This is a genomic window from Acidovorax sp. K2F (genome assembly GCF_025246485.1).
Lineage (GTDB): Bacteria > Pseudomonadota > Gammaproteobacteria > Burkholderiales > Burkholderiaceae_C > Acidovorax > Acidovorax delafieldii.
The window spans coordinates 171001-197237 of sequence record NZ_JAOBSQ010000051.1; the positions used below are offsets into that span (position 1 = coordinate 171001).

Annotated in this window: 33 protein-coding genes and 1 pseudogene; 15 read left to right on the forward strand and 19 right to left on the reverse strand. The window is 64.0% G+C overall.

Annotated features, from left to right (window positions below):
- Position 1: 1 nt before the first annotated feature.
- The 11 genes and pseudogenes from N4G42_RS19615 to N4G42_RS19660 form a co-directional block, all read right to left on the reverse strand.
- Complete coding sequence (locus tag N4G42_RS19615) at positions 2-1573, reverse strand: terminase (RefSeq protein WP_260668378.1); 1572 nt, start codon at positions 1571-1573, stop codon at positions 2-4.
- On the reverse strand, positions 1570-2619 hold the full coding sequence (locus N4G42_RS19620; protein WP_260668379.1) for a terminase small subunit: 1050 nt from the start codon (positions 2617-2619) through the stop codon (positions 1570-1572). The genes N4G42_RS19615 and N4G42_RS19620 overlap by 4 nt, the downstream gene beginning before the upstream one ends.
- Positions 2620-2660: 41 nt before the next feature.
- Complete coding sequence (locus N4G42_RS19625; protein ID WP_260668380.1) at positions 2661-3689, reverse strand: hypothetical protein; 1029 nt, start codon at positions 3687-3689, stop codon at positions 2661-2663.
- Between the two features lies 1 nt (position 3690).
- Complete coding sequence (locus N4G42_RS19630; RefSeq protein WP_260668381.1) at positions 3691-4155, reverse strand: hypothetical protein; 465 nt, start codon at positions 4153-4155, stop codon at positions 3691-3693.
- 162 nt (positions 4156-4317) lie between these two features.
- A complete protein-coding gene (locus N4G42_RS19635) occupies positions 4318-6132 on the reverse strand; it encodes a bifunctional DNA primase/helicase (protein ID WP_260668382.1) in 1815 nt (604 codons plus the stop codon).
- On the reverse strand, positions 6129-6455 hold the full coding sequence (locus tag N4G42_RS19640) for a hypothetical protein (protein ID WP_260668383.1): 327 nt from the start codon (positions 6453-6455) through the stop codon (positions 6129-6131). Before N4G42_RS19640 ends, N4G42_RS19635 begins: the two co-directional genes overlap by 4 nt.
- A gap of 411 nt (positions 6456-6866) precedes the next feature.
- Positions 6867-7040: pseudogene (locus N4G42_RS25690) on the reverse strand (helix-turn-helix domain-containing protein); the annotation flags it as partial.
- Positions 7037-7702 (reverse strand): hypothetical protein, encoded by a 666-nt coding sequence (locus N4G42_RS19645; protein WP_260668384.1) that lies wholly within the window; start codon positions 7700-7702, stop codon positions 7037-7039. The gene N4G42_RS19645 and the pseudogene N4G42_RS25690, both read right to left, overlap by 4 nt.
- On the reverse strand, positions 7699-7989 hold the full coding sequence (locus tag N4G42_RS19650; RefSeq protein ID WP_260668385.1) for a hypothetical protein: 291 nt from the start codon (positions 7987-7989) through the stop codon (positions 7699-7701). The genes N4G42_RS19645 and N4G42_RS19650 overlap by 4 nt, the downstream gene beginning before the upstream one ends.
- A 121-nt stretch (positions 7990-8110) precedes the next feature.
- Positions 8111-8518, reverse strand: coding sequence for a hypothetical protein (locus N4G42_RS19655; RefSeq protein ID WP_260668386.1), 408 nt, complete (start codon positions 8516-8518; stop codon positions 8111-8113).
- Positions 8515-8916, reverse strand: coding sequence for a hypothetical protein (locus tag N4G42_RS19660; protein WP_260668387.1), 402 nt, complete (start codon positions 8914-8916; stop codon positions 8515-8517). Before N4G42_RS19660 ends, N4G42_RS19655 begins: the two co-directional genes overlap by 4 nt.
- 150 nt (positions 8917-9066) lie before the next feature.
- Between N4G42_RS19660 and N4G42_RS19665 the strand changes: the two genes are divergently transcribed.
- Entirely contained in the window at positions 9067-9285 is a 219-nt protein-coding gene (locus tag N4G42_RS19665) for a hypothetical protein (RefSeq protein ID WP_260668388.1), read from the forward strand.
- A 7-nt stretch (positions 9286-9292) separates the two neighbouring features.
- Here the strand turns inward: N4G42_RS19665 and N4G42_RS19670 are convergent, their stop codons facing one another.
- Positions 9293-9538, reverse strand: a complete 246-nt coding sequence (locus tag N4G42_RS19670) for a helix-turn-helix domain-containing protein (protein ID WP_260668389.1) — start codon at positions 9536-9538, stop codon at positions 9293-9295.
- An 82-nt stretch (positions 9539-9620) separates the two neighbouring features.
- On the opposite strand from N4G42_RS19670, the gene N4G42_RS19675 reads away from it, so the two are divergent.
- From N4G42_RS19675 to N4G42_RS19700, 6 genes are all read left to right on the forward strand, one after another.
- Entirely contained in the window at positions 9621-10379 is a 759-nt protein-coding gene (locus tag N4G42_RS19675; RefSeq protein ID WP_260668390.1) for a helix-turn-helix transcriptional regulator, read from the forward strand.
- A 105-nt stretch (positions 10380-10484) separates the two neighbouring features.
- Complete coding sequence (locus N4G42_RS19680; RefSeq protein WP_260668391.1) at positions 10485-10979, forward strand: hypothetical protein; 495 nt, start codon at positions 10485-10487, stop codon at positions 10977-10979.
- Between the two features lie 2 nt (positions 10980-10981).
- On the forward strand, positions 10982-11149 hold the full coding sequence (locus N4G42_RS19685; protein WP_260668392.1) for a hypothetical protein: 168 nt from the start codon (positions 10982-10984) through the stop codon (positions 11147-11149).
- Positions 11150-11171: 22 nt separating this feature from the next.
- Entirely contained in the window at positions 11172-11930 is a 759-nt protein-coding gene (locus N4G42_RS19690; RefSeq protein ID WP_260668393.1) for a hypothetical protein, read from the forward strand.
- A 7-nt stretch (positions 11931-11937) separates the two neighbouring features.
- Positions 11938-12735, forward strand: a complete 798-nt coding sequence (locus N4G42_RS19695) for a hypothetical protein (protein WP_260668394.1) — start codon at positions 11938-11940, stop codon at positions 12733-12735.
- Entirely contained in the window at positions 12732-12956 is a 225-nt protein-coding gene (locus N4G42_RS19700; protein ID WP_260668395.1) for a hypothetical protein, read from the forward strand. Before N4G42_RS19695 ends, N4G42_RS19700 begins: the two co-directional genes overlap by 4 nt.
- A 53-nt stretch (positions 12957-13009) precedes the next feature.
- Here N4G42_RS19700 and N4G42_RS19705 read toward each other — a convergent pair whose 3' ends face one another.
- Positions 13010-13516, reverse strand: coding sequence for an Arc family DNA-binding protein (locus tag N4G42_RS19705; RefSeq protein ID WP_260668396.1), 507 nt, complete (start codon positions 13514-13516; stop codon positions 13010-13012).
- A 381-nt stretch (positions 13517-13897) separates the two neighbouring features.
- Here N4G42_RS19705 and N4G42_RS19710 point away from each other — a divergent pair, with 381 nt between their 5' ends.
- The 6 genes from N4G42_RS19710 to N4G42_RS19735 are packed head-to-tail and all read left to right on the forward strand — an operon-like array spanning position 13898 to position 17642.
- Complete coding sequence (locus N4G42_RS19710) at positions 13898-14680, forward strand: hypothetical protein (RefSeq protein ID WP_260668397.1); 783 nt, start codon at positions 13898-13900, stop codon at positions 14678-14680.
- Positions 14677-15435 carry a hypothetical protein gene (locus tag N4G42_RS19715; RefSeq protein WP_260668398.1) on the forward strand — a complete coding sequence of 253 codons (759 nt, stop codon included), beginning with the start codon at positions 14677-14679 and terminating at the stop codon, positions 15433-15435. The genes N4G42_RS19710 and N4G42_RS19715 overlap by 4 nt, the downstream gene beginning before the upstream one ends.
- The gene (locus tag N4G42_RS19720; protein WP_260668399.1) at positions 15432-15878 is read left to right on the forward strand and encodes a hypothetical protein; all 447 of its coding nucleotides are present in this window, start codon (positions 15432-15434) and stop codon (positions 15876-15878) included. The genes N4G42_RS19715 and N4G42_RS19720 overlap by 4 nt, the downstream gene beginning before the upstream one ends.
- A complete protein-coding gene (locus tag N4G42_RS19725; protein ID WP_260668400.1) occupies positions 15875-16285 on the forward strand; it encodes a hypothetical protein in 411 nt (136 codons plus the stop codon). Before N4G42_RS19720 ends, N4G42_RS19725 begins: the two co-directional genes overlap by 4 nt.
- A complete protein-coding gene (locus N4G42_RS19730; RefSeq protein WP_260668401.1) occupies positions 16282-16512 on the forward strand; it encodes a hypothetical protein in 231 nt (76 codons plus the stop codon). The genes N4G42_RS19725 and N4G42_RS19730 overlap by 4 nt, the downstream gene beginning before the upstream one ends.
- Entirely contained in the window at positions 16500-17642 is a 1143-nt protein-coding gene (locus N4G42_RS19735; protein WP_260668402.1) for a site-specific integrase, read from the forward strand. Before N4G42_RS19730 ends, N4G42_RS19735 begins: the two co-directional genes overlap by 13 nt.
- 216 nt (positions 17643-17858) lie before the next feature.
- Here N4G42_RS19735 and N4G42_RS19740 read toward each other — a convergent pair whose 3' ends face one another.
- A complete protein-coding gene (locus N4G42_RS19740) occupies positions 17859-18260 on the reverse strand; it encodes a hypothetical protein (protein WP_260668403.1) in 402 nt (133 codons plus the stop codon).
- 137 nt (positions 18261-18397) lie between these two features.
- Positions 18398-19300, reverse strand: coding sequence for an EamA family transporter (locus N4G42_RS19745; RefSeq protein ID WP_260668404.1), 903 nt, complete (start codon positions 19298-19300; stop codon positions 18398-18400).
- 100 nt (positions 19301-19400) lie between these two features.
- Between N4G42_RS19745 and N4G42_RS19750 the strand changes: the two genes are divergently transcribed.
- A complete protein-coding gene (locus N4G42_RS19750) occupies positions 19401-19892 on the forward strand; it encodes an Lrp/AsnC family transcriptional regulator (protein WP_056066136.1) in 492 nt (163 codons plus the stop codon).
- Between the two features lie 33 nt (positions 19893-19925).
- Here the strand turns inward: N4G42_RS19750 and N4G42_RS19755 are convergent, their stop codons facing one another.
- The 3 genes from N4G42_RS19755 to N4G42_RS19765 form a co-directional block, all read right to left on the reverse strand.
- Entirely contained in the window at positions 19926-20918 is a 993-nt protein-coding gene (locus N4G42_RS19755) for a 2-dehydropantoate 2-reductase (protein WP_260668405.1), read from the reverse strand.
- A 219-nt stretch (positions 20919-21137) separates the two neighbouring features.
- Positions 21138-22511, reverse strand: a complete 1374-nt coding sequence (locus N4G42_RS19760) for an ATP-binding protein (RefSeq protein WP_260668406.1) — start codon at positions 22509-22511, stop codon at positions 21138-21140.
- Positions 22512-22635: 124 nt separating this feature from the next.
- The gene (locus N4G42_RS19765; RefSeq protein WP_056066148.1) at positions 22636-23295 is read right to left on the reverse strand and encodes a response regulator transcription factor; all 660 of its coding nucleotides are present in this window, start codon (positions 23293-23295) and stop codon (positions 22636-22638) included.
- A 215-nt stretch (positions 23296-23510) separates the two neighbouring features.
- Here N4G42_RS19765 and N4G42_RS19770 point away from each other — a divergent pair, with 215 nt between their 5' ends.
- Positions 23511-24542, forward strand: a complete 1032-nt coding sequence (locus N4G42_RS19770) for an ABC transporter substrate-binding protein (RefSeq protein WP_260668407.1) — start codon at positions 23511-23513, stop codon at positions 24540-24542.
- 51 nt (positions 24543-24593) lie between these two features.
- On the opposite strand, the gene N4G42_RS19775 is transcribed toward N4G42_RS19770, so the two are convergent.
- Positions 24594-26117, reverse strand: a complete 1524-nt coding sequence (locus tag N4G42_RS19775; protein ID WP_060986929.1) for a DegQ family serine endoprotease — start codon at positions 26115-26117, stop codon at positions 24594-24596.
- Positions 26118-26237 lie beyond the last annotated feature (120 nt).

The following is a 26237-nucleotide window of genomic DNA, read 5'->3' on the forward strand; positions in this document are numbered from 1 at the left end:
GTCATGCAGTCGCTTGGTCCCAGTGGTCGGAGCCAGAAGCGGCGAGACGGTCGCGCCAGCTCTTGGCCCGGGGCTTGGGCTCGGGTTTGGGAATGTCGGCCGCGAAGGTCATGGCCACGGAGTCGCCCTTGTCAGGGCTGCGGCCCAGCATCCGGCGGATGTCGTCCTTGTCGTTGATCTGGATGGCGGCACCCTTGCCCATGGTCACGACCTTGTAGCGGGGCGCGGTGAGGTCGCCCAGCAGCTCCTGGTCAGGCGGGAGGGCGATGGGATCAGGGTTGGTGGGGTCCAGCGCCTCGCGCAGCAGCCAGTACATCTCAGCCCGCTTGTTGCGGAATTTCATCTGGCCGGACTTGTCCATCAGGGCGCTGCCCTCGGAGCCCACCACCGGGTGGACATGCAGGCCCAGGCCCCTGATGAAGTCCAAGGCGCTGGAGCCGATCCCGATGCTGTCGATGCACACCACCGCGCCGTCGCGGATCAATGGGGCGATGAAGCCTGCTGCTGATGGGCCGTCCTTGGTCACCACGCCAGGTGCGGTCACGATCTTGTCGAACCACTGCCCATGCCGACGAGCGGCCGATGACTTGTCCAGGCCACCACGCGAAGGGTCGAAGCCGATGGAGGTCATGAGGCCCTTGGCGTCGCGGTCCTTCCAGCGAGCCTGAGCGGCCTTCACCCAGTCTGTGGGGATAAGCTGCCACACCGGGTCAGTCACCCCAGCATTGAAGTCCCCCCGCAGCATCTGGCTGCGCAGCGGCTCAGGCAATGACTGCAGCGTGGCCTTGTACCCCGTGGCCATCAGGAACAGGTTGTCGTCCACCCGGGATGGAATGAACGTGCGACTCTTGGGCGTCATCAGCTCGCCGCCAACCATGACCGGCGTGCTGTCGGGCACTTCCTGGTCTTCACCCTTCTCGTTCGTGACGTACCAGCGCAGTTCGCCCGGCTTGGCCGGATTCGGGTGGTTCGGGTCCAGCCATGCGGCCCAAAAACGCTTCACCCACTCGCCTTCGGGCTCGGTCGGCGGGTTACCTGCGGCCACCACGCGCTGCCGCACTTTCGGGTTGTCCGTCCGCATCCAGCCGATGAGTGTGCGGAACTGCAGCTCCGTAAAGTGGGTGATCTCGTCGAAGCCCTTGAAGTCGTGCGGGCGGCCTTGGTACTTGATCCAGTCGCCAGGCTCCTTCACCGAGCCAAGTTCCAGCACCTTGTCGCCTGGCAGGCGCCACAGATGATCCGTGCCGTTGTACCCATTGCGCGAGCCGAGGATGGAGGTCATCCGCTCTTCCAGACCGATCAACTGCACGGCCTCGCGCCGGAAGATGATGCTCCGCTCCTGCTCGGTCATGCTCAGGCCCAGCAGCAGGTCGGTCTTTCCGCCACCAGCGCTGCCGCCGTAAAACAAGATGTCGGCCTCCGAGTGGAACGCGGCCGACTGAGGTCCGTCCTGCGGCACCCAGATTGCGGGATCCATCAGCATGAGGAAGGAGTCCACCGCCGCGCGCATCTCTGGCGGCAGGCCTTTGAAGGTCGCCAGAATCTGCTCGGTGGTGGGCAGGGGCAGCTTCATTGCTGGCCACCTCCTGCAACCATCTGGCCGAAGAGCGCAGCCAGCCCGGGATTCGCCTGCAGGACTGCCGACATGCGCACCGCCCGCTCCGCATCAGTCAGGTTGCGCAGCGCCAGGGGATCGTTCTTCTGGCCGTTGTCCTTCTCGTACAGGCCAAGGTGCTTGAACAGCTTCTCGGCGAAGATGGCCTTGTCGTGCATCAGCACCTGCATGCCGTCCTTGGTCCGCTTCACCCCCGCATACAGCTGGGCGGCGGCCGGGCTCAGGTAGCGCGTGTCCTTGACCACGTCACGCGACACACCGTCGCCACAGCACTCGGTGCAGTCCGGGTGGGGTGGTCGGTGCGGGTTGAAGCCGATACCGCCCTCTTCGTCGAACTCATCGGCGGGCTTGCCATCCTTGCGCCACTTCTCGAAGTCGGCATTGCGCTGGCCCACCGTGCGCTGGCGCTTGAAGTTCTCGCCCCAGCAGTGACGACAGCAGCCCACGCGGGTTTCGACCAGTTCCCGTGGGTCTGCAAAGGCGATCTGCCAGGCCTGCATCAGCAGTGCATCAGCGTTGATCCCGGTGCGTTCCTGCTGTGCCGCACGCGCCTCGGCGATGGCAGCGGCAATGTGAGGTCTTCTGAGGAGGTCGTAGGACTGCTCGGCCGCCGTCTTGGCGCTGTATCCGGCGCGAATGGCCGCCTGGGTTCCGTTCAGGTCAATCAGGTACTCATCGACGAAGCGCTGCTGGCGAGGCTCAAGTCCGGGCGAGACGACGGGTGCAGCTGGGGCTGGCTCTGGGGCAACCTTCCGGGCTCTCGGCTTCGGGATGGCCTGGGGCTTTTCTTCCTTGGGTGGTCTCTCCAAGCCTTTGCCGCCGCAGTGCTTGACCACCATGGTGTGCGAGATACCGAAGGCCTTGCCAATCTCCCGCGTGGACTGGCGAGTGCTGCAATATGCCTGCTCCACCCCGGCCCAGTCGACAACCTTCGCGGGCGCGGCTGCGCCGCCCTTCTTGGCGCCAGGTGCTGACTTCGAGTTCTTGGGGTTGCCGGTTTCCATTTACACGGAATGATTCCGTGCGTGCGTGGAAAGCGCTAACCCTACTGGGGTGAAAGCTTGGCAACACCCCTTTGCAATGCAATTGCCTTCGCCCAGGCGATTGGGTCAACCCCTGGAATGCCTCTATCCCTACGCTCGCGGGTCACGGCCGCTACGCTCATGCCAATTTTTCGGGCCACCTGAGCATCCGACACTTTCCCAAGCATCTCCACCTCTTCGGGTGTCCAGATGTGGCCCTTCTTGCCAGGCGCCAACCCGAGGCGCTTCCGCAGATTTACCACCACGCCCCGCGCTACATTCAGCCGCCGGGCCACCTCAGCATCTGGCAGTGCCCCGATCAACTCCATCTCGGTCTGCGCCAGGACAACGCCCGAGCGGCGTTCGGTTTTGATCCCCATACGGTAGCGTGTCTGCCGCACCGTCCTGACTGCAACCCCGGCTTGGGCGGCAATATCAGCGTCTGGTAGTGCCCCTAACAGATGGAGCCAGTCTGCCAGCTTCGGCTGTCGAACCTCCCTTGTCGCGGGGATGCCAAGGGACCACCGCTTTGCTTGAACGGCCCACCGCGTTCGGCCAGTTGCCTGTGCTAAAGCGCTGTCCGTTTCGTGACCAAGCCGCGAAAGGTCATCCTTCGTCCACGTTAACGGTTGCCGCGAGGCAGGGATGCCCATAGAGCGGCGGATGGCGCCCGCACGCCATTGAGTCAATCCAAACCGCCTGCCGAATGCGGCATCAGAAATGCACCCCAGCAGCGAGACAGCCTCTGCCGTCAGTTCAGGCAACGGCACCACGCGGCTGAAGGCAGGAATCCCAAGGCGGACTCGCCATTTCGCCACCCTGTTTGCACTCAAGCCCAGCCGCTTGGCAATCACGGTGTCAGGCTGAGTGCCAAGTTCGCTCCGGATATCCTCTGGTATCCAAATGACCGAGGAGTGGGCGGGTATGCCCAGCTTCTTGCGTGTACGGCGGACGTGCCACCCCGAAACCCCCATCTGGTCCGCGACCTGACGGTCGGGGATTCTTCCAAGCAAGCTGATCTTCTCGGGCGTCCAGTGAACAAGCTTGGGCACTTCAGACTCCGATGTCTTTTCTCAGGGCCTTCAATTCCCTGCGGATGTCGACGATCTGTTCCGTCAGCTCACCAGAGCGGATCAGCGCTCGGTTGCTTTCTTCGATGTCCTCGAACTGCCGTGCAAAGCCCATGGCCATCATCGCGTGGCGACGCATCTCCGGCGGAGTGAGCTCCACGCAAATGTCGCCAATTTCCCACTTCACGATGCCGCTGGGCATGGCAGTAAAACTCTGTGGCCGCTCAGGGGGATAGATTGGCACAACCTCGATCAACCCCTTCCCGGCCTTGATCACCTTGCCGGCTGTTTCCAGCCGCTTGATGTGGTCATCGATGAGTTCGTAGGAAAGCCCGGTCACATCGCGGAGAACACGTCTCGAAATGGACCGTTCGTCGTTCGCAAGTCCGACAACAGTCTCCCAGATGATCTCGCCCACCGGGCGCTTCAGTTCTGTTGCAGTGCTCATGGGTAGTTCTCCTCAAAATGCTGAATCAGTTCGGCGCGCTGGTGGGGCGGCACCTCGCGGCATTGGCGGGCCATCTCTTCCCTGGCCTCCGGTGTGTCGTTCCAGTGGGCGCATGCACGCTTGGCCGCATCGAAAAGATCACGAAGCGACGCACACTGGGGTTCAGTAGCCAGAGCTGCCATATGGACCGCCCTCCTGGGTGAACTTAAAAAAGGACAGCGGGTACTTGCGCGGCTGAGTGCGGTACTGCATCGTGGTCTTGTCGAACCACAGCCACTGCGTCATGTGCTGGGTCTCCCCGTTGCGCTGCTTCTGCAGCTCCAGCTTTCCATCCGGCTCGGTATCGCCTGCCACCGCTTTGGCTTCGTCCTTCTGAGCGGACCACACTGAAAAGACGTTATCTGCGCCGTCGGTGATCTTCCCGGAACCCGCCACATCCATCTTGTTCGGGGCGGCGCTCTCGTCGCGCTGCTTGCGTGGATGGGCCACCAGATGCAAGTGCACATTCAGCCGACGCGCGAAGGAAGTCATCTTGCGCATGGCGTCCTTCTGCGCGGTCATGGCACCAGGTCCGTCTTCCGGCACGTCGATCATCATCAGACTGTCGATGACGAACTGCGTGCACCCGTATCGGCGGTGGGCGTAGGTGAACACTTCCAGCAAGCGGTCAAGCTTCGCGGTGCCCTGCAGATCGAACAGCCAGAAGCGATCACGCATCCACTCGCCAGCTGCGGTGATCAGGGCACGGGTTGGCCGGTCCACGCCCGTGGATTGCTTGACCGCGCGCTTCAGCAAACGGGCCGGTTTCATCTCGCCAGAAAAGACGGTGAAGTGCTCATCCTGCGCCATGAGTCCCAGCTGTACCTGGCCCAGCAACAGGCTCTTGCCATGCCCATTGATGCCGGTCCACACCGAGACCTCCCCTCCTCGGAACTCGAACCACTCAAGGTCCTTGTCGATCCGCAGGCAGGGATCTCTTGGTGCACCTGCATCGGGATAGAACAGCGATACCACCTGTGGGATGTAGTGGGCAGCCGTTCGCAACTCCTCAGGGTCCAGCGGCTGAGCGGCCTGGATCAGGCGGTCGAAGTCGGCGAACTCTGCCCCCTGCTGCAGGTACTCGTTCGCGTCCTTGGCGCCGTTCTCCATGCGCACGCGCTTGCAGCGCTCTGGGCCCAGGCGCTGGATGATCTCGCGCGCGCCCTTCTCTCCGGCCTCGTCGCAATCGAAGAACACCAGGATCTCGCTGAACCGCTCCAGCCGCTCCCAGTCGTTCTCGATCCACTGGTGGTTTCCAGCGCCCGCGTTCACCGACAGCGCCGGGATGCCCACCTGGTGCAAGGACATTGCGTCCAGCTCGCCCTCGGCAATGGCTACTGTCCGCAGCTTCGGGTCTATCAGGTGCCAGCCGAACAGGCATGGCATTGCTCCAGTCTCCTGGCGCATGTCCTTCTTGTTGTCGATGTTGCGGGCCTTGCCGTTCAGATACTCGCCCGACTCACTGAAATACGGGAAAAGGACATAGGTCGCATCGCCGCGAACCTGCTCCACGACCTTGAATGCATCGATGGTTTGTGGTGCGAGGCCTCGCCCCTGCAGCCATTCAAGCGCATGGCCACCGCTGGCTGTGGCCAACTTCCCCCGAGGCTTTTCAGGCACGGTGTAGCTTTTCTGTGGGCGCTCGGGCATGGTGTCGCGCACGCCAAGTCGCTGCTTCGCCTCGTCCATCGCCTCGACCAGGGTGCACCCGCGGCGCGCCATCCACAGGTCCAGCAAATCGCCTGCCGCGCCTGTCGCAAAGTCGCTCCAGATCCCCGCCTTGGCACCTGCCGTGCAGATGGACAGGCTGTCACCGGGCTCGCCATTGACGCTGCCGACCTTCCACTCGCGCCCGGCACGCTTGCCGTCGGGGAACAGGTAGGCAGCAATGTCGGCCGCGTTTTTGGCCAACAGGTCCTTGAGTTCGGCTGCGTTCAAACGGACACCTCCGCCTGCGTAGGCAGCTTCTTGCCATCACGGAAGGTGTGGGCGTTGTGGGCCCAGCAGCGCTCGTTCTCAGCTTCCCAGCGGTTGGTAAAGCCCGCGGCAGTCCAGTAGTCGTCTGCCGCAGCATGCGGCCCCTGGCAGGCCTGTGCACCAGGCCGCACGTCGTCCAGGTAGCGCTCCTGGTTCAGCCAGGTCGAAGCGTGGGGAATGAATTGGCCGTTGTCTTTCGTCCACTGAGGTGAGATGCGGTGCTTCGCCAGAACGTCCATCACGCGCTCACGCATGGCCGAGTCTGAGGCGAGACCACGCTTCACCCAGGACTCCGCAGCCTTGGTCCGCCCCTCCCTCCTCGGGTACTCCGCCCAAAACTCAGCGAAACCATCAGGCGAATCTGACGCAGGCCGCTTCGTGCGCGGTTTGGGGGTTATTGATGGTTCTATTGGGGGTTCTTGAGGGTTAGTGTGCGGCACCTGCACCGGTTGGTGCGGCACCTGCACCGGTACTGGTGCGGCATCTGCACCGGTTGGTGTGGCATCTGCACTGGTGCGCGTGGTGCACTGGTGCGGCATCTGCACCGGTACTGGTGCGGCATCTGCACCGGTTGTTCGAGCTTCTGAACGAACGGAACGCGTTGGGCAAGCGGTGAAGGCTGCAGGCGTGAGCTGGTACTTGGTATGGCGCCCGTTGGTCCTGTCGGCGAGCAACGCTGCGCTGCGCTCCAACCACTTGATGGCATCAATGACTGCGCGCTTGGAAATGCAAGTTCGGTCACTGAGGGTCTGGATGGATGGCCAGCAATAACCGGCGTCATCTGCTTGGTCCGCCATGGAGATGAGCACCGCCTTCGCAGTTGGTGGCATCTTCAAAGGCCAGCATTGATTGAGAACTGGATTGCTCATGCTTCGGTCATGCTCTCGATACGGCCCAGCGCTGCTGCCTGGGCCCACTGTTGCAACTTTTCAAACTCACCTGGGAAGATCTCCTCGGGGTAGTCGTCTTCAAGCTCTACCACCGGGTAAAGCACCGTGTCCCAGCTACCCTCCTGCTGCCAGCGCCAGCGCCACGGGCGCAGAACGTGGGCCAGCGCTACCCGGCCGTAATCCCGAAGGCCGTCTGGCGCATCGCGGTAAAACTGCACGAAGCGCTGACCAGGCTGTCCGACCAGCTGCGCAACCATCGGCGCGCCACCCTCCGACACGAACCGGTGGCCGACCACGATGGTCTCGCCGTGGTCGAACAGGTCAGCCGAATGCCCCGCGTGCGTGGCCATTGCCTGCAAGCGAGTCAGGTTGAACCGGTAGTGGGGAACCGCCCCCGGTGCGCCCCCGTGGGCGTTGGCTATCACCTCGATCACGCCTATCGCGACCAGCGCGTGGACGTGATGCCGCACCTGCGTCGTCGAAAGGCCCACCAATCGCGCCAAGGTGGCCATCGAGGCCGCCAGGGTTCCACCAGCACTGTCCGCAGCTGCAGCCATGGCGAGTGCAGTGCGTCGGCACGCCGCAGGCTCGATAGCGACCGAGCGCAGCAGCGGAAGGATGGGCTGATGGGTCAAGTTCATGCTGCGCCTTTCAGTCGGTCGATGACGTCCTGCGCGGTGGCTTGGGCGGCCCGAATACCGCGTTCAGCAACGATGGGGCCCGCGATTTCGCAAGCGCGCTTCACCGCCAGGCCGAGCGGGGCCACGTCGTGGAGCGTCAGAGCTACGCGGTGCGCTTGGCCGTCAACCTCGTGCAGAGCGACCACAACCTGTCCGAATTCGTCCGGGTAGATGGCCAGTCGTCGGCCTTGGTCGTTGGTAACGGCCCAGCCCGCATCAAGCAGCTCTTGCCAAGTAGGTGCAGCCATGCTCATCGCCCTCCAGCGTCGTAGTCCCGCAGCCACTCAGCGCGTTGCAGGGCCTCAGTGAGACGCGCCACCTCGGCTTGAGCTGCGGCAAGTTGCCGGCGGAGTTCTTCGATGGATGTCATCAGAATGGCACCTCGTGGTCATCTGGAACCCAACCCAGCGTGAATTCACCAGCCGTAATAGGTATGCCCGCTATCGCTGCCCGAAGCAGGCTGACAGCATCATCTGGAGAACAGTTGCGCGTGAGGCGTCCCGAAAAGGGGCCGAAGAACGGAAAACCGCGCCCTTCCAATACGGACTGAAGGATGTAGGGGATGTCAATTCGCACGCCATCCGATATGCCGTGGCAAGCGAGACTCACCGAGGGTTTGGCTGTACCGCACAAACAAAGGAACGCCTGCCAGCACTCATCAAGGCCAGGGGGACGGATTTCCACTGGCAAATGAATGATCTGCACTGCGCTCTGGCAAACAGGCTGGCTCAGTTCACGCAGGGGACTATCCAGCGAGAGTTGATTTCCAGTGCTCATGCCACGGCCCTCAGGTTCCCATCGCCTTTGCCCTGGGTCTGCTGCAGGTGCGCCAGGGCCTTCAATGCAGTGTTCAAAGTGGCGGTGGCGCCGTCGATCACATCCGCAATGCGAGCAGCCTGGTCTTCGGCCGACTTGCGGTCTGGGCGTGCATGCAGGGTTTCATCGCAGGCGTACATCAGGGGATCAAAGGTCCCGCAGAAGCGCATGGCCGCGATGATCTGGCCGAACGTGAGGCGCTCGTCCTTTTCGGGATTCAAGCAGGCCCGCAGACGGGAATGCGCAGATTCGAGCTTCATGTGCGGGAACAGATACACGGCCAGTTCCTTCGCCGTCTTGTCGCTGTTCGCGATCATTTGGGCCAATGCCTCGTATTCGTCGTCGTAGATTGTTTTCATGGTCGGTTTGGTTTAAGTTATTGATTTCAAAAAGGTTTTTCAGTCATCCCCTCAGCCCCCCTCAAAGTGAGGGGACCTGAGGGGTGCTTTTTTGGGGCAAAAAAAGGACAGTCCATCCATCGCTGAATCGCAACGAAAAGGACCGCCGACATGAACACCACCACCGCCTTTCACAGCAGCACCCGCACGGCGATGTCCGTGAACACCGATCCGGTCACCGGCCAGCGGGTGCAGACCATGACCACATCGCAGCTGCAGCTGGCCTGGGTGGCTGGGGAATTGCGCATCGCCTGCAAGGCGAGCCGGGTACAGATGGACGCAGCGCGCGACACGGCACGGCCGGGCGCACGCGGAATGAGAGGGATGTGAATTGAGCTCACGCATGAGCGACCTCGGGCTCTGCGCTGGGCAGAGGAACGTCGCCATAGACGTGATCGAATGTGATGTGCAGCCCCCGCTCTTTCGCGGATGCGATAAGCATCGCGGCGCGGCGTTGCGGGATAGGCCTGGGATTCACCTCGCGCTCGTAGGCTGTGATGTTTCCCTGGACACAGCCCATGATGTCGCCGAGCTCGGATTGCGACAGGCCGAGACGGGCACGGATGGATTTCAGGTTTGCCATCCCCCGGTTTTATCACCGCCGGTGCTTAATTGCAACATCGGCGGTGTTTTGATGCGCAATTACCTTCGCTGATGATCTCGCTATGCCAACAAGCAGCTCCCGCACCTCCAAAATCACCTCCGAGCATCTCGAAGAATCTGCCAAGCTTCGAGCCATCTGGGAGTCCACTCCAGGTAAGCCGCCTCAGGCTGTCTTCGGTGAGCTGTATGGCATAGGTGGGCAAAGCGCGGTGGGAAACTTCCTGGGTGGACGCTCACCTCTCTCACTGAAGGCGGCTCGCGGATTCGCCCGCGGTTTGAATGTTGCGCTCGAAGATTTCAGTCCGAGGCTTGCCGCAGAGGCGCGCGAGATCGCGGCCGCTGTGGCGCCGGGCGAGCGCCTACCGCCGCCCATCGCCCCGGTCGATATGGACCAGCATGGCGACCTTGCCCCAGTGCGTGTGGTGCGCCTCACGCTGAAGGCCGGCATGAGCGGTTTTGCCGTGGATGTGGACGAGAGCGAAGCTGCCCCGATCTTCTTTCGCACCGACTGGCTCCGCCGCAGAGGATTCAAACCCTACAAGCTGATCGCCATCAAGATTCATGGGCACAGCATGGAGCCCACCCTGTTTCATGACGACGTGGTGGTGATCAACACGGAAGACATCGAGCCCAAAGACGGCGAGGTTTTCGCCTTCAACTTCGAGGGCGAGCCCGTCGTCAAGCGCCTGCAGCGCGACTCCGCTACCTGGTGGATGGCATCGGACAACCCGGACCAGCGGCGCTATCCACGCAAGGAGTGCTCCGACGCCCACTGCATCATCCTTGGTCGAGTTGTTCACCGCCAGAGCGAGCGAATTTGAACACCGCAGAAAATATTTTGGCCAAGAATCACCGGAAGTGTTGACTTGATTTAACACCGCGACTAATAATTCACTCCGACGCCCATCCCGGGTGCTGGAGTGACGATGCAAACCACTGACACCGCCGCCTTGCTGCAAGCGGCCCCCGAAGAACATAGCCGCCGCTGCGCTCTCGCCAAGAGCGCGCTAGATTCCAAACGCTGGCCCGCCGCTGCTTGCGGCCTGCGACATGCAGCGGCTTTGGCCCAGGACTGGGCCACCCATGCCCGCGCCATGGCCGATTGGTGCGATACCCAGGCCGAGCCCGGCCGCGCCCACTCGGTGGTGGGCGCCACCCTCACCGATCCGTCACGCGATCCCGTGCTGCTGGCTCCCGATGGCCCCATCACCCTCGAAGCACTCGAAGCCGGATTGATGGCGCTGGCGCACCACTTGGGCCGCGACCATGCCGTCCACGTCCGCCGCGCAATCAACGGAGTCGTGCTGGCCGCACTGAGCGAGCCAGTCGGCCTGCCTGTTCCCCCTGCCCTGCGCGCCCAGGTCCAGCAGGTGGGCGAGTTGCACGACAGCGCCTCCCTCGAACCCGCCGACGCGGCCTGACCATGTCCTGGCTCCGCCTCTTCGGCCTGTACCGCCGCGCTGGCAACGGGCCCGCCGCAGCGCTGCGCCTGACGGTCAGCCTGCTGTGGCGTAACCACAAGACAGCCAGCCGCCGTCATCACCTTGACCGCCGAGCCGAAGTTGAGCGCGCGGCGCGCGAGCGGCTGTAACCCAAACAGATTTGAAACCCAAATGGCAAAAAATCCACTGTTTATGCCGAACCCCGACGGCAGCGACTCATACCTCGTGAATCTCGCTGGAGCGGTTCTGCTGACCGCCGACGTGATCTTCGGTGACCCCAGTCAGACAACTCCGCAAGGGCGCACCAACGCAATGCGCTTGGTGGAACGCACACTTCATGAAGCGGAAAAGAATGGCTTCCTGCAGTCGAGCACTGTGTGGGCCCTGATGCGTCGCAACGACTTCAACCCTCGGCTCAAGAACCTGGTCCGAGAGGCCGTGAGCATGATTCCGAACGATGTGCAGGGTCAGATCATTGAGGACCTCCTGAACACGTCCCGCACCTCCCGTCCTGACACGCCTCTCGTCACAGCCACGAAACACCCAGGCCAGCATGAGCCTGAGACCAACCCCCGCTTTACGCGCCCCGGGCCAGACGGTATCGACCCGCGCTTCTGGGAGGCAGGCCGGGCGCTGCGTGCCGTCATGGAGAAAGAGGGCAAGGCTGCCATCCACAAGCCGGAGCACGCGCATTTGTTTGCGCAGATGCACATGTTCGCGCCTGAGGCGTTCAAGCAGGAGATGGCGGCCAAGGCCAAGGAAATGGATCTCTTGCCCAAAGCCACCCATGTGGGAGAGGACGGCCAAGTTGTTTTCACGTCGCAGCAAATCGCAGACAAGCATGGCATCAGCGTAGAGGAGGTGGAACGCCTGATTGATCAAGCTGGTCTTGATGACTTGTACCGCGGTCCGATATTTCCGATCCAGTGAGGTGTCCATGCAAGACAACCACGCGCTGCGCGCTCTCTTCTCTCTGCCACCGATCCAGGCCAGCTCCAGCACTGCATTGACTGCCCCAGAAACGCCAGCGCCAAAGACCGTCACTGGAGACCGTGAACTTGATGCTGTGCTCTGGCTGCGCGACTGCATCAAGACTGGCCATGCCGCCTTGATTGCCCAGGCCCTAGAAGCCTTCAAGAAGATCAAGACGCCGGCGGCCGAGCTGGAGAAGCGCTACACCGCCCACGTTGCGCGCGAGTCGAATGGACACTTCGGCGCCGTGCTCATGACTTTCGGCTTTGCTGACCTGGAGAACTTGGCAAAGCGCTCTGCAGAAGAGTTTGCACTGCGGCACGAAGCTGTGGCCCGCTTCGGAAGCATCGACAACCTGTTCAAGGATATTCCGGCCGAATCGCGATGCAAGACAGCGCTACGAGGCCTGAAGCGCATCAAGCGGGCTGACTGGGCATTCCCGGAGTACGACGCTGAACAGGCCGACGCCAGGTTCGGGCAGAGACTTGAACTCGCGGTGCACACGCTCGCCGACTGCATATTCGTGATGAACTTCGGCAACACCCTGTATTGGATGCGCCACGCTTGCGCGGACAACGCCGGGGATCACTGGCACCAGTTTCAGGAACACCGGGACTACTGCTTCCGTTCGATGGCACGCATCCCGCCACAGTCGAAGGAAGAGGCAATCGCGGCGCTGGAGTACCTTGATTCGGATGAGGCGCACGACCGCGAGGAGACGCCCGCGATCTTGCGCAATTTAGTGACTGGAGGATGGGCATGAACGCCGATATGGACTACCTCACCCAGCGAGCTATCAAGCTCCATACCGGCCGTGTGCCTGGTGCCCAGCAGCCCGCAGCCAACCTCAGTGGCCCGGCTACTGCCGGTGGCCTGGACTACATCGTGCTGCGCAACTTCGGCGGCGTCCTGGCCGTCTACCGCGTGCTGCCCATCAGCAAGACGCTGAAGCGGCTCAAGCGCTGGCCGAAGGAGGTGGAGTGATGCGCTCGCTGGCAGGTGCGCGCACTACGCACTACAAAAGTTTTGTAGTGGGTTCAGGGCTTGGGCCTCTGGGCCAATGCCGTCTCCAATTTTTCACGGTACGCCTTCAGCACGTCCTGGAGCGAGTTCATGCGCTGCAGCTCAGCATCTCGCTCAACGATCAGCTGTTTGGCCTGCTCCCCGAGTGCATTGGCTTCGAGCTGAATCTTGTTGTACTCCGCGATCATGGCTTCGGCCTTGGCAAAGTCCTCGTCAGTTTGTGCAGCCTTCGCCATCCGCTCGGTTTCGGACGAAATCAAGTGCGCACGGGTGAAAAGGTTATCCATGCGGCTCTTGATCAGATCGACGCGCAGGGACAGGGTGTCGGCGCGCGTGAGGATCACTGCGACCTGTGCTTCCAACTCCCGTTTGAAGCTGTCGTTGTCCGTTCGGTAACTGCCTTCAAGCCTCGCAACAATCTCGGCGTTCAAGCTGCGCCCAGCTTGCGTGGCCGATGCGTCTATTCGCGCCTTCAACTCTTCAGGAAGGCGGATTTTCATCTGGGGGTCTTCGCGGCTCATGGAGTGAATGATAGACCACGGTGGTGCAAAAACCCCACAGACAGATCAACCCCTTGCAAAGTGGACCACGGTGGTTTACATTGCAACCAATGGACCACGGTGGTTCAAAGAGGTGCCAAGTGAGCGAATCGAAAACTGAAGCTTGCCAATTCAAAGTGCGACTTCAGCAGCCACTTAAGAACTGGCTGCAACAGCAGGCCAGCGCAGCGAAGAGAAGCCTCACAGCGGAAATTGAGTTGCGGCTGGAGGAAAGCCGCAAGAGGCAGGAAACAACCCAGGGCACTGCTGCCAAACAGTCATAGCCCACAAAAGGCGAAGCCCCGATGCAGGTGAGAGCGCATCAGGGCTTCTTGATCCAGAACCATTCCCAGGAACCAGAACATGTCGAATGCTACAGCAGTCGCGCCTGAGCGCGCAACCAAGGCCTCAGCTCGTGCCAAAGCGGCGCCCTCCACTACTCCCGTAGAAACCCAGGCTGCCACCGCACCTGACACCAGTTCCTGCACAGAGGATGAGCGGCTTGTAATCAATACGCTGCGCGAGCAACTGCAACAAATCTACGACTTGCACTGGGGTCAGATTTATCTCTACAGCAACGAACTCCTTCAGGCTGGAGTCGAAGCGCTGGAGAACGTGGACGACAGCTCCGCAGCACTTCACCGGGCGGCCGCGCTCACGTACGGCGCACTCACCATGCAAAAGGTAGAGCGGCCTGACTCCGCCGAGATCGCTGTCATCGAAGCAGTGTTCACATCCTTGAACTCCGCTGCCATCAGCTACGGCTTTTCAGAAGAAGGATGTGTTGCACTGGCCAACGGCATTCGTGCAGGCCAGCGCCAGTTCCGCGACCGCCCTTCCCCACCCATCCGCCGGGTGGAGGGCGATTCTGAAGACATGGGCCGGAGCGCGCTCACGCGAAAGCAGTTGCTGTGCGTGCTGGAAGTGGCTGCGAACAATCTTTCCACCATTAACAACATCCTGATGCTGGCGCAGGAAGAATCCGAGGCCTTTGCAGTCACTGGACTCATTGACGCAGCACAGGCGCTCACCCGTCATTGCGGCGGCATGGTGGACACGGCCGCAGGTGAAGCCATTCTGGGCGGGCATGACCGCTGGAACTTCGGTCCCAATTTCGCGGATCTCGGAAAGGCTGGTGCAGCATGAACGCCGTCACGACCCAGGCCGCCGCGCGTCCAACGAAGCGCCTGCCGAACCGTCGCCCGAACCCGCCCATGCGGAGAGTTGAACCAGCCGTTCCGGAGCCTCTGAGCGCCATGGATTTCGCGCAGCGGATGCAAGACATCGGCCTGCACTGGTGGGCGTTGATCGACGGGCTTTTTGAGCAATTGCACACCGACAAAGCGAAAGCTGCACCAGTTCCTGAATGGGCCCTGGACTGGCTGAAAGACCAAGGTCGGCACGACCTAACTCACGAGGAAATGCGCAGCCAGGGTGAAGCGTTGCGTGATCTGCTGCGCTTGCAGGAAGGTCGGCCCACAAGAACCGTTTTCGAAGTGTGGGGCGACCACGCCACGCGCTTGTCAATCGGGCATGAGTGCGTCGCGGACGCAATACCAACACTGGATAGCTTCAAAGCCTCTGGCAAGTACCCGCAGGCAGCAATCGTTCGCGTGTCACGCTTGGGCGGCGCTTGGTCCTCAGATCCTGCCTTGTTGGACACGCTGGTGGGCACTGTGCGTTTGGCGGGTAGCTCTGTCGGCCTGCCCAACGACGACGACGGGTTTTTCAGCATTCAGGACGAAACCGGGCGCCAGCTGCTGCTGACACCTGACCAAGTCGCCGGGCATCCGGCACTTGATCGCATGTCCGCTGAGGACCGCGCGTCCATGGATGCATGGAGCGCTCACCTCGCGGAGCGCAAGGCTCTGCGCGCCGCCGCAAAGGATGGCCAGCCATGAGCACCGTCGTTCTTGAACGCCGTACACGGCCACGCCCCGCGCCGCCTGCTGCCCGTGGCATTCCTGCTCACGCCGTTGAGCGGGTCACCGCACCGGCCGACCTGGACCACTTCTTCGGCCTGCAGATGATCCAGACGCATGTAGCGCTATGCCACCCTGAGATCGAGGCGGGCGACTGTATCGAGGTCGATTTTGACCGCCGCGAGATTCGCCATGACGGCCTTTACATGATCACCATCCGCCATGACGACGGTGCGGAGTGGCACGGCGCCCGGCGCTTTCAATTCCGCCCTGCAGCCGCTGGTTGGGAGCTGTGGGGATTCGACATCGGCGCAGAGAACTGGGCACCAATGACCCCGGGCATGCAATCGCGCCTCACCGTGCACGGGGAGGTCCGCGAGGTCTACAAACCAGCGAGCAAGCTGCGGAGGGCTGCAGCATGACCTCTCCATTTAAGAACTTCATCGGTGTAGTGCTTGGGACCAAGCCTGCCCCCACGCTGCGGGAAGCACCAGGACCAGCAGAGGTCAGGCTGGGGAAAATCCCCGATGTGGTGGACACCGCCGCCTGGTACGAAGAACACGCCCAGCTCTGCTACGACCTGCAGGTGGCGGCGGTGCGGGCGGTGCGGGCGGCCAGCGACCAGGATGCAGAGGCCGAGGTGGCGAAAGCACATGCGGCCCTGCTTGCTCACGCTGCCATCATCAACGGTGGCTCCGGGCCCGTGCTGCTCGCGAAGGACGGCGTGCACCCTATTCCCTTCGAGCGCTTGGCCGCCGCCCGCGCAAAGATCAAAGTGCTGGAAGCTGAAAACGCGCGGCTTCGCGCAGCAGGAGGAGCAGGATCATGACCAGATGGGTGACGATCCAGAAGGCGGCGGACCTGACCGGTCTCCCAGTAACATTTTTTGACGAACGGACTGGGCGCTCTGGCCGCTGGCCAGAGGGGCGCGTGTGGAAGTGGTTCGAGAACCGCAAGATGATCGACAGCCATGCGCTGGACGAATTCATCGACACCAACAGCAGCCCGCCCAGCACGCGCGGGAGAAAGAAGGCGGTGGCCACATGCCCGGCGTGATCATCCGCAAGAACGCATTGCAAATCGATCTCCGGGCCCAAGGCTACGGCAAGGAGCCTTTGCCGCTCTCCCCAACGCCCGCCAATGTCCGCTACGCGGAGAGGCTGCGGCTGGAGATCCTCGGCAAGATCGAGAGGGGCACCTTTGTGTTGGCCGACTATTTCCCCGACAGCCCGCGTGTCCCCAAGGTTGAGGCGCCGCCCAATTCGCGCGCCACTACCACCCTGGGCGACGTTTTCACGGAGTGGCTGAAAATCAAACGCCCCGAGATCCAGCACAGCACTGCGGACCAGTACCAGCAAACGCTGGACAGCTACCACTTCGACACGGTGCGCTCCACACCAACAAGCCAGTTCACGTTTCGTGATCTCAAGCTGCTGCTGGCAGGCCTGCCGGAGAACCCGAAGACGTTCAACAACATTGCCAGCGTCTTCAGCATGGCACTGGAGTATGGCCACCTGGCGCAGATGGTCCCCGAGCCACTGCATCCGCACATCGCCATGCGCAGGCATCAGAAACCCCAGCCCGATCCCTTCACGCTGGAGCAGGTCGAGGTACTGCTCAAGAGCTTTGCCTCCGCCCGTGCTCGCGATTACTACGAGTTCGCGATCTTCAGCGGGATGCGGCCATCTGAACAGATCGCGCTGTGCTGGTCCAAGGTGGACCTTCACGGCGGCACAGTGGTGGTGGACGAAGCGCTTACCAGAGGCAAGGTGAAAGGGACCAAGACGGCCGATATTCGAGAGATCGAATTGACCGCACGGGCGAGGCAGGTGCTTGAACGCCAGCGCGCCGTGACGCAACTCGCAGGCACCCGGGTGTTTGTAGGAGACGATGGCAACGCATTCGAGTCCACTGATGAGCCTCTGCGCCGCTGGTGGAAGCCCGCCATGAAGTTGTCGGGCCTGCGCCAGCGCGACGCACGTCAAACGCGACATACCTTTGCGACTGTCTGCCTGATGGCAGGCATCACGCCGGCCTGGGCAGCGCGCCAACTGGGCCACTCAGTGGAGATGTTTTACCGGGTCTACAGCCGATGGATCGACAGGGCCGATAAGGGCGCTGAACGCCGCAAACTGGACGGTTACATTTCAGCGAAACCCGGGGACATGGACAGCAAAATAGGCTGAATTTGACGGGGTTCTAGTGCCGAAAACTGTACGGGCAATCAGTGGAATTTGGCCCATTTGGGCACGTACCCGGTTCGATTCCTGTCGAGGGGACCAAATTCACGACCCAAATGGCGGCAAGCGCTAGTGCAATATGTGCTGATAGCTACCAAATTTGAAGCAGACTCACACACTACGTACGCTGCACCAGCCAGCCTGTAGTGAGCCCCACACACCCTACTTCGGGTCTGTCTTGCCTTCCGGCCCTCGCAGGGGTGGCGCAAGGTGTTCTGCGGCCACAGCATCGGCCGAAAGATCATCCGGGCTGACCAGGGTGCCCGCTGCGGCACCACCCAGCGCACCGGCGATGCCGCCCAAAGTGCCCCCAACCACCACCCCCACCGGGCCCGCGACGGCCACGCCCACGGCGGCGCCGGCTGCTGCGCCAGCCATCATGCCGCCGCCCATCAAGGCGGAGTGGGCTTCGCGCTCTGCGTCTTCAGGCTCCAGCGCGGTCTGTGCGCCGGTCCGGGGATCTTGCGACGGGATTCCGTAGCCGGGGCGCGCTTGCTCGGCCAGGTCTTTGTCCACCGGTGTGGCGGTCGCAGCGGAAGGGAGGGGGGTAGTGGCTGGAATCATGATCGGCTCCTTGGACATGGGGCGACGGCGCCAACGGGGTGCCATCACTGTCCTTTTTTAGCCCTGCAGCTAGGCCGCCCTTGCCAGCCTGCAGACCACACCACTGTCAGGCAATGCGCCGTGCCATGGCACCGCCCTCAGGCCGCCTGCGGTGCCGCGCGGTCTGCCGCAGCGGGCCGCGCGGCGGTCATTGCACTGCCCATCGACGCAGCCATGATGCAGCCAATGGCCAGCCACTGCGCCACGCTCAGGTGCTCGCCCAGCAGCGCCATGGCCACCAGTGCAGCCACCGCAGGCTCCATGCTGATCATGATGCCGAAGGCCTCCTTGGGCAGGCGCTTCAGGGCCATCATCTCCAGCGAGATCGGGATGGCGCTGGACACCGCAGCCACCGCCACGCCGATGAGCAGCACCGTGGACGACAGCAGCGCAGCACCCGCATGCACCACGCCCACCGGCACCACCACCAGCGCGGCCACCAGCAGGCCCAGCGATACCGAATGCCCCGCGTGCAGGTGCCCGGCGCGCTTGCCGAACACGATGTACAGCCCCCAGAACACGGCCGCGCCCAGGGCGTAGAAGACGCCCACCGGGTCCAGCGTGCTGCCGTTGAGCCCCAGCGGCAGCAGCATGCCCAGGCCCGCGATGGCCAGCGCCACCCACACAAAATCCACCGCGCGGCGCGATGACCAGATCGCCACGGCCAGCGGCCCGGCGAACTCGATGGCCACCGCCAGGCCAAACGGCAGGGTGCGCAGCGACATGTAGAACATGAGGTTCATGCCGCCCAGCGCCGCGCCGTACAGCATGACGGCCCGCGCGTCGGCGCGCGACAGGTGCCAGCGCCAGGGCCGCCACAGCAGCAGCACCAGCAGCGCCGAAAAACCCACACGCACGGCGGTGGTGCCCTGTGCCCCGACCACCGGAAACAGCCAGTGTTTGGCCCACGAAGTGCCAATGCCCAATGCGGTGACGGAACCCAGCACGGCCAGGAAGGGGAAGAACCGGTGCAGAAGAGAACGGAGGGGGGAAGCGCTCATGGGCTGAAAATATAGTGCGACCCCAGCGTGCTTTTGGCTCGAATTTCGGGGCCTGCACGCAACTTTCGCTCACCCTGAGACCCCGTTCCAAGGAACCCCCATGTCCACCCCGGCAGCACTTGACCGCTTCGACCTCGCGATCCTCGACATCCTGCAGGCCGACAACACCACGCCCCAGCGCGCGATTGCGCAGGCGGTGAACCTGTCGGCGCCTGCGGTACAGCGGCGCATTCAGCGGCTCAAGGACAGCGGCGTGATCCGCGCCAACGTGGCCGTGCTGGACCCGGTGAAGGTGGGCAAGCCGCTGACCATCGTGCTGGAGGTGCACCTGGACAACGAGCGCCCCGACCGCACCGCCCCGCTGCGCGCGCGCATTGCGGCGGAAGACGCGGTGCAGCAGTGCTACAGCGTGACGGGCGAGGCAGACTACCTGCTGGTGGTGAACGTGGCGTCGATGGCAGACTACGAGGCGCTGACGCGGCGGCTGTTTGAGGGGGACGACAACATCAAGCGCTTTCGGACCTCGGTGGCGCTGGCCAGCCTCAAGACCGGGCTGCGCGTGCCGCTGGACAGCGCAGCACCCGCTGCCTGATCACCGGTCACAACCCCAATCCCGAATCCCAACTCACAGACCCAGCATCTGGCGCATCTGCCTGCCCGTGAGGCGCTGGCGCGGGCCACCCAGCAGCTCGCACATGCGCGCATTGAGCGGTGCCGCCATGCCCTGTTGCGCCGCCAGCCGCACCACGGCGCCGCACAGCGCGTCGATCTCCGTCACGCGCCCGGCCTCCAGGTCGTCCCACATCGACGAGTGCGCCGTGGCGTCGATCTGCAGCATGCGCTTTGCCAGTCGTGTGAACAGCCAGTTGGGCAGGCGCAGCACATGGGGCAGCAGCGTGGGCGACACGGCGGTGACCTGGGCGGGGGTGATGCCCGCGCGCGCCATCACGCGCAGCGCCTCGGTCTGCAGCGCAGCAAAAACACGGCGGCAATCGCGGTCCAGCAGCTCTTGCCGCAGGGGCAGGTTGGACAGCGCATTGACCGGGTTGTTGAGGTTGAGCAGCAGCTTGCCCCACTGCACGGCACGGATGTCTGGCGGCAGCGTGGTGGCCAGGCCGGCGGCGTTGAACAGGGGCGCGATGCGCTCGGTGACCGCGTCGCGCTGCAGCTGCAGGTGGCCTGCGGTGGCGCGGTGCACCTGCGCGCCACGCAGCACCACGTTGTACGGCACCATGCCCGCCAGCACGTTCAGGCCGGGCGCTAATGCGGCGATGCGGGCCACGTTGTCCACGCCGTTTTGCAGCGAGATCACCGGTGTGCCGGGCGCACAGGCCGCCGCCAGCTCGCGAGCGGCAGACTCGGTGGCGCCGCTTTTGACGCACAGCAGGATGATGCTGTCGACCCCGGGCGCGGCGTCGGCCAGCGTGGCAGCCAGTTGCAGTGTGGACGTGGGCACGGTGCGGTCAAAGCCGTCCAGGTCAGTGACCTGAAGACCGCGGAGCGCGATGGGCTCCAGCGCATGCGGCCGCCCCACCAGGCACACCGGCTCGCCATGTGCGGCCAGGCGCCCACCCACATAACAACCAATGGCGCCTGCGCCGAAAACGATGAAGTTCATGCCGATGCGTGTGTACGGTGGTGGAAGTGGACGCAGGCGGACCAGGAACCGGCACCGCCTGCGCGCTACCCCCGCATTGTGCGGGGCAGGCCCCTGGCGGCGTGGCGCGCACGTGACGAGGCGCTTTGAAGCACTTCGCGGGTGCTTTTGAAGGCTTTTTGGCTGGTAGCGCCAGTGCTATATGCCTTGACAGCTATGCAATTAATAGCAAACAGGGCATCACACAGCGCTGGGCTTGGCAGCCGCAAACCGCACGGTCACCCGCAGGCCGCCCAGGCGCGCCGAGCTGTCCAGCGCCACGGTGGCGCCATGGCCCTGTGCAATGGCCTGCACGATGGCCAGACCCAGACCGCTGCCGGGAGCACCGTCGGCAGTGACGCGCACAAACCGCTGCATGGCCCGCTCGCGGTGCTCGGGGGCGATGCCGGGGCCGCTGTCTTCCACGGTGAGCACGGCGTGGTCGCCCTCGCGGCGCACCTGCAGGTCCACCTGGCCGCCAGGCGGGCTGTATTTGATGGCGTTGTCCAGCAGGTTGCGGGCCAGCATGCGCAGGGCCTCGGCATTGCCTGTGACGGTGGCGGCGTCCGATTCAAGCAGGCCCACATCCATGCTGCGCGCCTGGGCTGCGGGGGCCACGTCGGCCAGCGCCAGTTGCGCCGTGACGCGCAGGTCCACCGGATCGTTGACGGCCGTGCTGGCCTCCTGCCGGGCCAGGGTCAGCAGCTGCTCGACCAGCCGCGTGGCGCGCTCGATACCGGCCGACAGGCGTTCGATGGCGGCCGCCCGCGCGGCGTCGTCGCCCGCCCGTTGCAGGCCCTGCAGTTGCAGGCGCAGTGCGGCCAGGGGGGAGCGCAGCTCGTGCGCGGCGTCGGCCACAAAGTGCTGCTGCGCCTCGAACGCGTGCTGCACGCGCTCAAACAACAGGTTGAGTTCGCTCACCAGCGGCTGCACCTCATCGGGCAGTTGTGCATCGCTCACGGGCGAAAGGTCGTCGGCCTGGCGCTTTGCCAGCTGGCGGCGCACGCGTTCCACCGGGGCCAGCGACCGGCTCACGCCCCACCACACGGCCAGCACCAAGAGCGGCGCCATGATGGCCAGCGGCGCCAGCGTGCGCAACGCCAGGCTGCGGGCCATGTCGCGCCGCGCAGCCATGTTCTGCGCCACCTGGATGACTTGCGAGCGCGTCTGCATCGAGAACACCCGGTAGGTGCCGCCGCGCGCCTGCACGTTGGTGAAGCCCAGCACGGCAATCTGCGGCAAGGCGGCGCCCACGGCCGATTCAAAAATGCGCAGGCCCTCGTTGGTCCACACCTGCACGATGAACTCGTGGTTCTCGTCCTCGGGGTCCAGGCCCGGGCCCAGGCCTTGGGCATCCACCGGCAGACCCGAGCGCAAAGCCAGCGCCGTCTGCTGCATGTGATAGTCGAACAGCGCATCGGCCTCGTCCAGCGCGCCCCGGTAGGCCAGTGCGCCCTGCACTGCGCCTGCCAGCACGATGGCAGCCAGCAAAAACATCAGCAGACGCATGCGCAGCGAGCGCGGGAGCATGGACTGCAGCGCGCTGCGCCAGGAGGTGGTTGGCACGTTCTTCATCTCTATCCATCCATCCCCGCCGCATGCTCAGGGCGGGAGATTGCGCGGGGGCAGCCAGCAAGGGCCGCCCCGCAGCAAAGGCTGTCGTCCCCTTGGGGGGAAGCGGCGAAGCCGCTCAGGGGGGTCATGCCTTCGGCACGAGGTAGCCCACCCCGCGCACGTTCAGCACCAGCTCGGGCCCCAGCTTCTTGCGCAGGCCGTGGATGTAGACCTCCACCGCGTTGCTGCTCACCTCGTCGCCCCAGCCGTAGAGTTTGTCCTCCAGCTGCTGGCGCGACAGCACCATGCCGGGGCGGGCAATGAGCGGCTCCAGCACCGCCCATTCGCGCCCCGACAGCACCACGGGCGTGCCGCGCACGGTGACCTCGCGCGTGGCGGGGTTGATGCTGACGCCCTGGTGTTCATACACCGGCTCGGCACGGCCCGCTGCGCGGCGCAGCAGGGCACGGATGCGGGCCAGCAGCTCGTCCAGGTCATAGGGCTTGAGCACGTAGTCGTCGGCCCCGGCATCCAGCCCCTCGATGCGCTGCGCCACGGCATCGCGCGCGGTGGCCACCAGCACGGGGGTGCGGTTCTTGCGGGCGCGCAGGTCGCGCAGCACGGTCAGACCATCGCGTTGGGGCAGGCCCAGGTCCAGCAGCACCAGGTCATACGCCTGGGTGCGCAGGGCCGTGTCGGCCGCGTCGCCATCGCGCGCCCAGTCCACCGCGTACTGCTCGGCGCGCAGCAGGTCCAGCACGGCTTCACCGATCATGGAATCGTCTTCAACAAGCAGCAGGCGCATGGCAAGGGGGCAGAAAGGTCGGTCGGTCAGAAGTGCAGGAAATGGGCTGGCTGCCAAGGATAGCGGCGGCATGGGCGCTGGCGCAGCACCGGGCTGCCAGAACGACTTGAATTTGACACATCACTGTCACAATGAAAGCGCCACGCGCACACCGTCCGCCCCAGGGGCCGGGCCACCACCACAAAACACAAGGAGCAAGACCGATGGCAATTCCGATGGCATTCCCCCCTCTCCACCACGTTGCTGCAGCCATTGCGCTGGCCGCGCTGTCTGCCACAGGCGCCCAGGCACAGGGCGTGGTCAACGCGCTGTGCAGCACCGACGCACCCTGGTGCGAAGCAGCCGCCAAGGAGTTCACCCGCAAGACCGGCATCAAGGTGAACCAGGCCCACAAGGGCACGGGCGAGATCGCCGCGCAACTGCGCGCCGAGGCCAACAACCCCAAGACCGACATCTGGTGGGGCGGCACGGGTGACCCCTTCTTGCAGGCCGCCGAGCAAGGCCTGCTGGCCGAATACCGCCCCGCGTATCTGCACGACCTGCACAGCTGGAGCGTGCGCCAGTACGCCATGTCGGGCCACCAGGTGGGGGGCTTTTACAGCTCGGCCATCGGCTTTGGCTACAACACCGAAACGCTCAAGAAGAAAAAGCTGCCGGAGCCGCAGTGCTGGTCCGACGTGATCAAGCCTGCGTACAAGGGCGAGGTGGAAATCTCGCACCCCGCCTCCAGCGGCACGGCCTACACCGTGATCGCGGGGCTGGTGCAGCTGATGGGCGAAGACAAGGCGTTCGACTACCTCAAGGCCTTGCACAAGAACACCACCACCTACACCCGCAGCGGCCAGGCGCAGGCGCCCAACGTGGCCAAGGGCGAGGTGGGTGTGGGCATCACCTTCATGTTCAACTTCGAGAAGTGGAAGGCCGACAAGTACCCGGTGAAAACCCAGGCGCCTTGTGAAGGCACCAGCTACGAGGTGGGCGGCATTGCGCTGGTCAAGGGCGCGCGCAACATGGAGAACGCCAAAAAGTACTACGACTGGCTGATGAGCCCCGAAGGCCAGGCCGTGGGCGCCCAGGTGGGCAGCTACCAGGTGCCCGCCAACAAGACCTTCAAGATGGACCCGCGCATCCCGACGCTGGACAACGTGAAGCTCATCAAATACGACTTCGAGAAATACGGCAAGGCCGCAGAGCGCAGGCGCCTGATCGACCGCTGGACCAAGGAAGTGGAGGCGCTGCCGCGCTGATGTGCAGCGCCTGCCGCAGGGCCAGAGCCGACGGCAGGCGCAGGCCATGGATCAGCCCAGGCGCACGGGCACAAAGATCTTGTCGCCGTCGCGCTCAATCAGCAGCGCCACCGACTTGCCCGCCTTGGCCATGGCGGCTCGCACCTGCGTGATGTCCTTGATGGGCGCGCCGTTGATGGCCAGCAGCACGTCGCCCGGCTGCACACCGGCCGCAGCGGCGGGGCCGCGCGCCTGCTCGATGACCAGGCCTTCATTGAGGCCCGCGGCGCGCCGCTCCTGCGGGTCCAGCGGGCGCAATGACAGGCCCAGTTGGCCCTTGCCCACGGCGTCATCGTTGCGCGCCTGCTTGATTGCCTTGTCGCTGGCGTCGCCCAGGGTGGCCGTCAGCTCCAGCGGCTTGCCCTGGCGCCACACCGACAGCTTGGCCTGCTGGCCCGGCTGCGCCTGGCCCACCCAGGCGGGCAGGTCGCCCGAGGCGACGATGGGCTGGCCGTCCACCTGGCGGATCACGTCGCCGGCCTGCAGGCCGGCCTTCTCTGCGGGGCTGCCCTTGCTGACGCTGGCCACCAGCGCGCCTTCGGGCTTGTCGAGGTTGAACGACTCGGCAAACGCCTGGTTCACCTCTTGCACGGCCACGCCCAGCTGTGCGTGGCGCACCTTGCCGGTGGCAACAATCTGGTCTTTGATCTTGGCCGCCAGCTCGATCGGGATGGAGAACGACACCCCTTGGTAGCCACCCGAGCGGCTGTAGATCTGCGAGTTGATACCGACCACTTCACCGCGTGCATTGAACAAAGGCCCGCCCGAATTGCCAGGGTTCACCGCCACGTCGGTCTGGATGAAGGGCACCAGGCTGTCGTCGGGCAGCGAGCGGCCCTTGGCGCTGACCACACCCGCCGTCACGCTGTTTTCAAAGCCAAAGGGCGAGCCGATGGCCAGCACCCATTCGCCCACCTGCAGATCGCGAGTACTGCCCAGGCGCACCGTGGGCAGGTTTTTGGCGTCGATCTTGAGCACGGCCACGTCGGTCTTGGGGTCAGAGCCCAACACCTTGGCGCGGAACTCGCGCCGGTCGGTGAGCTTGACGATGACTTCGCTGGCACCCTTGACCACATGGGCGTTGGTCAGCACCAGGCCATCGGGGCTGACGATGAAGCCGGAGCCCTGGCCGTGCGTGGGTACGTTGGGCTGGGCCTGTGGCCCCATGCCGCCCGGAAAACCGAACTGGCGGAAGAACTGGTAGAACGGATCGTTCGGGTCCATCTGCGGCGCCCGGCCCTGGCGCGCGGCGGGCTGGCCGTCGTCTTCGCCGTCGTCATCGGCCATCGCGGCCTTGGTGCTGCCCGTCACGCTGATGTTGACTACTGCCGGGCCGTTTTGCGCGGTGATCTGCGCGAAGCTGGGCAAGGCCCCGCCAGGGGCAGCGGGCGTCTGGGCCACGATAGCAGGGGGCGGGGTCAGGGCGCGGGCCTGGTGCCCGGTGATGAGGCCTGCGCCCGTGGCACCCACCGCACCAGCGGCCACCAGGGCCAGGATGAGGCGGCGGGGGGTGGAGGTCAGCGTTGTCGTGTTCATGGTGTGGTGCCTTTCCAATCCGAGTTGCGATGGAGGGCAGTGTGGGCACCAACACTTAGACGAAACTTAGAGCGGCTAACAAAACTCCCCTGGCGTCGTTGTCTCGCCTTGTCGTACTGC

What these genes read in the sequence shown, in the direction of transcription:
- N4G42_RS19680 (WP_260668391.1), top strand. Translation starts at nt 10,485, where the DNA reads ATGCAAACCACTGACACCGCCGCCTTGCTGCAAGCGGCCCCCGAAGAA.
- N4G42_RS19705 (WP_260668396.1), bottom strand. Translation starts at nt 13,516, where the DNA reads ATGAGCCGCGAAGACCCCCAGATGAAAATCCGCCTTCCTGAAGAGTTG.
- N4G42_RS19770 (WP_260668407.1), top strand. Translation starts at nt 23,511, where the DNA reads ATGGCATTCCCCCCTCTCCACCACGTTGCTGCAGCCATTGCGCTGGCC.
- N4G42_RS19675 (WP_260668390.1), top strand. Translation starts at nt 9,621, where the DNA reads ATGCCAACAAGCAGCTCCCGCACCTCCAAAATCACCTCCGAGCATCTC.
- N4G42_RS19665 (WP_260668388.1), top strand. Translation starts at nt 9,067, where the DNA reads ATGAACACCACCACCGCCTTTCACAGCAGCACCCGCACGGCGATGTCC.
- N4G42_RS19660 (WP_260668387.1), bottom strand. Translation starts at nt 8,916, where the DNA reads ATGAAAACAATCTACGACGACGAATACGAGGCATTGGCCCAAATGATC.
- N4G42_RS19725 (WP_260668400.1), top strand. Translation starts at nt 15,875, where the DNA reads ATGACCTCTCCATTTAAGAACTTCATCGGTGTAGTGCTTGGGACCAAG.
- N4G42_RS19700 (WP_260668395.1), top strand. Translation starts at nt 12,732, where the DNA reads ATGAACGCCGATATGGACTACCTCACCCAGCGAGCTATCAAGCTCCAT.
- N4G42_RS19750 (WP_056066136.1), top strand. Translation starts at nt 19,401, where the DNA reads ATGTCCACCCCGGCAGCACTTGACCGCTTCGACCTCGCGATCCTCGAC.
- N4G42_RS19645 (WP_260668384.1), bottom strand. Translation starts at nt 7,702, where the DNA reads ATGAACTTGACCCATCAGCCCATCCTTCCGCTGCTGCGCTCGGTCGCT.
- N4G42_RS19765 (WP_056066148.1), bottom strand. Translation starts at nt 23,295, where the DNA reads ATGCGCCTGCTGCTTGTTGAAGACGATTCCATGATCGGTGAAGCCGTG.
- N4G42_RS19755 (WP_260668405.1), bottom strand. Translation starts at nt 20,918, where the DNA reads ATGAACTTCATCGTTTTCGGCGCAGGCGCCATTGGTTGTTATGTGGGT.
- N4G42_RS19670 (WP_260668389.1), bottom strand. Translation starts at nt 9,538, where the DNA reads ATGGCAAACCTGAAATCCATCCGTGCCCGTCTCGGCCTGTCGCAATCC.
- N4G42_RS19710 (WP_260668397.1), top strand. Translation starts at nt 13,898, where the DNA reads ATGTCGAATGCTACAGCAGTCGCGCCTGAGCGCGCAACCAAGGCCTCA.
- N4G42_RS19775 (WP_060986929.1), bottom strand. Translation starts at nt 26,117, where the DNA reads ATGAACACGACAACGCTGACCTCCACCCCCCGCCGCCTCATCCTGGCC.
- N4G42_RS19655 (WP_260668386.1), bottom strand. Translation starts at nt 8,518, where the DNA reads ATGAGCACTGGAAATCAACTCTCGCTGGATAGTCCCCTGCGTGAACTG.
- N4G42_RS19690 (WP_260668393.1), top strand. Translation starts at nt 11,172, where the DNA reads ATGGCAAAAAATCCACTGTTTATGCCGAACCCCGACGGCAGCGACTCA.
- N4G42_RS19615 (WP_260668378.1), bottom strand. Translation starts at nt 1,573, where the DNA reads ATGAAGCTGCCCCTGCCCACCACCGAGCAGATTCTGGCGACCTTCAAA.
- N4G42_RS19685 (WP_260668392.1), top strand. Translation starts at nt 10,982, where the DNA reads ATGTCCTGGCTCCGCCTCTTCGGCCTGTACCGCCGCGCTGGCAACGGG.
- N4G42_RS19650 (WP_260668385.1), bottom strand. Translation starts at nt 7,989, where the DNA reads ATGGCTGCACCTACTTGGCAAGAGCTGCTTGATGCGGGCTGGGCCGTT.
- N4G42_RS19745 (WP_260668404.1), bottom strand. Translation starts at nt 19,300, where the DNA reads ATGAGCGCTTCCCCCCTCCGTTCTCTTCTGCACCGGTTCTTCCCCTTC.
- N4G42_RS19730 (WP_260668401.1), top strand. Translation starts at nt 16,282, where the DNA reads ATGACCAGATGGGTGACGATCCAGAAGGCGGCGGACCTGACCGGTCTC.
- N4G42_RS19740 (WP_260668403.1), bottom strand. Translation starts at nt 18,260, where the DNA reads ATGATTCCAGCCACTACCCCCCTCCCTTCCGCTGCGACCGCCACACCG.
- N4G42_RS19735 (WP_260668402.1), top strand. Translation starts at nt 16,500, where the DNA reads ATGCCCGGCGTGATCATCCGCAAGAACGCATTGCAAATCGATCTCCGG.
- N4G42_RS19620 (WP_260668379.1), bottom strand. Translation starts at nt 2,619, where the DNA reads ATGGAAACCGGCAACCCCAAGAACTCGAAGTCAGCACCTGGCGCCAAG.
- N4G42_RS19695 (WP_260668394.1), top strand. Translation starts at nt 11,938, where the DNA reads ATGCAAGACAACCACGCGCTGCGCGCTCTCTTCTCTCTGCCACCGATC.
- N4G42_RS19720 (WP_260668399.1), top strand. Translation starts at nt 15,432, where the DNA reads ATGAGCACCGTCGTTCTTGAACGCCGTACACGGCCACGCCCCGCGCCG.
- N4G42_RS19760 (WP_260668406.1), bottom strand. Translation starts at nt 22,511, where the DNA reads ATGAAGAACGTGCCAACCACCTCCTGGCGCAGCGCGCTGCAGTCCATG.
- N4G42_RS19715 (WP_260668398.1), top strand. Translation starts at nt 14,677, where the DNA reads ATGAACGCCGTCACGACCCAGGCCGCCGCGCGTCCAACGAAGCGCCTG.
- N4G42_RS19630 (WP_260668381.1), bottom strand. Translation starts at nt 4,155, where the DNA reads ATGAGCACTGCAACAGAACTGAAGCGCCCGGTGGGCGAGATCATCTGG.